General features: G+C 70.5%; 2 protein-coding genes. One reads left to right on the top strand and one right to left on the bottom strand.

Annotation, left to right across the window (positions count from 1 at the left end):
* Positions 1-568, bottom strand: a 568-nt coding sequence (locus tag AC27IQ_RS22990) for a TFIIB-type zinc ribbon-containing protein (protein WP_487090925.1), incomplete at its 3' end; no start/stop codon positions are given.
* A 165-nt stretch (positions 569-733) separates the two neighbouring features.
* Between AC27IQ_RS22990 and scpC the strand changes: the two genes are divergently transcribed.
* Positions 734-2,167: succinyl-CoA:acetate CoA-transferase ScpC (gene scpC / locus AC27IQ_RS22985; RefSeq protein WP_487090924.1), on the top strand; the 1,434-nt coding region annotated here is incomplete at its 3' end.

Here is a 2,167-nt window from a genome sequence, read left to right as displayed (position 1 = left end):
CGGCGGCAGCCGGTGCGGCCCGCGCCGCGCTGGCGTGGCGGTCCAATGCCCGGTCCACGGCCTGCGGGTCCAGCAGCGACAGGGCCGAGCGGCAATAGGGGCAGGCGTGGTCGTTGCGGATGTCCACCGTGCCGCCGCAACTGGTGCACTGGATGGTGCCTACGCGCTCGGCCAGCGCGTCGATCTCCGCCACCGACAGGTGCCGCACGAACCCCTTTTCCACCATGAGCGAGCCGAAGGTGCTGAACCGGCCGTGCCCTGCGGGGCAGCGGAAGGTCTTGTACCGCCCGCCCTTGACCACGTCGAAGCCGGGCTCCAGCGCGCGCGGGCAGTGCGGGCATTGCAGCCGCTGGGCCACCGGGTGGCGCGCATCCCCGCGGTGCTGGTGCAACAGCTCGAACAGCGCCACCACCCCGGCCGGGGCCAGGCGCGTGTTCTCCCGCGGGTCGAACCACAGGCCCTGGCAGGCGAAACACAGGTCCAGCTCGATGGTCTCGCTGCCGTGCGAGCGGAAGCGATGGGACTCGGCGGGCTGCCGGCAGGAGGGGCAAAGGGACGTCGTGGACATGGGTGGCATCGATCGTACCGCCGGTCGCCGCGGGTGCATTCCAAAGTGACCGGGACCGCTTTGGCGCTCGGGTAAACCCTGAGGCATGACACAGGCGGCTGCTAAGATTTCGCGCAGCCTTTGCGGCCCCTTGGGCCGCCCCTCATTGCGCAGAAAGCCCCTTCCATGACCCCACCCAGCCGCGTTCTCAACCCCCTGCTGCGCGAACGCACCTTGTCAGCCGAACAGGCCGCCGAGCTGATTCCCGACGGCGCGCGCGTGGGCATGAGCGGCTTCACCGGCGCGGGCTATCCCAAGGCCGTGCCGGCGGCGCTGGCCCGCCGCATCGAAGGGCTGCACGCGGCCGGCGAGGCCTTTCGCATCGGGCTGTGGACGGGGGCCTCCACCGCGCCGGAGCTGGACGGCGCACTGGCCAAGGTGGGGGGCATCAGCATGCGCATGCCCTACCAGTCCGACCCCACCTGCCGCCAGCAGATCAATGCCGGCCAGATGCAGTACGTGGACGCCCACCTGTCGCACGTGGCGCCCTACGTGTGGTTCGGCTTGTGGGGCAAGCTGGACGTGGCGGTGATCGAGGTGGCCGGCGTGCTGCCCGACGGCCGGCTGATCCCCTCGTCGTCGGTGGGCAATAACAAGACCTGGCTGGACCAGGCGGACCGCATCATCCTGGAGGTCAACAGCTGGCAGCCCGAGGGCCTGGAGGGCATGCACGACATCTACTACGGCACCGACCTGCCGCCCAACCGCGTGCCGATCCCGCTGGTGCGCCCGGCCGACCGCATCGGCGAGCCCTACCTGCGCTGCGACCCGGCCAAGGTGGTCGCCGTGGTGGCCACGCACGCACCGGACCGCAACTCGGCCTATGCCGCGCCGGACGACACCTCCCAGCGCATCGCCGGCCACATCATCGAGTTCCTGCAGCACGAGGTGGCGCGGGGCCGCCTGCCGCCCGGCCTGCTGCCGCTGCAGTCCGGCGTGGGCAACATCGCCAACGCCGTGCTGGCCGGCCTGAACGCCGGGCCGTTCGACCACATGACAGCCTACACCGAGGTGCTGCAGGACGGCATGCTGGACATGCTGCGCTCGGGCAAGCTCGACAGCGCCTCGGCCACGGCGCTGTCGCTCAGCCCGGCGGCCACCGAGGAATTCAACCGCCACATCGACTTCTACCGCGAGCGCATCGTTCTGCGCCCCCAGGAGATCAGCAACCACCCCGAGCTGATCCGCCGCCTGGGCCTGATCTCGATGAACGGCATGATCGAGGCCGATATCTACGGCAACGTGAACTCCACGCACGTGATGGGCTCGTCCATCATGAACGGCATCGGCGGCTCGGGCGACTATGCGCGCAACGCCTACCTGTCGATGTTCCTCACGCCGTCGCTGGCCAAGGGCGGCGCCATCTCGTGCATCGTGCCCATGGCCTCGCACGTGGACCATACCGAGCACGACGTGCAGGTGATCGTGACCGAGCAGGGCCTGGCCGACCTGCGCGGGCTCTCGCCCTCGCAGCGCTCGCGCGTGGTGATCGAGCGCTGCGCGCACCCGGACTTCCGCCCCGCGCTGCGCGACTACGTGGCCCGCGCCGAGGCCAGCGGC

The sequence above is a fragment of the Acidovorax sp. KPB24-07 genome, from assembly GCF_057543315.1.
This window is presented reverse-complemented; position numbering and strand designations above follow the sequence as displayed.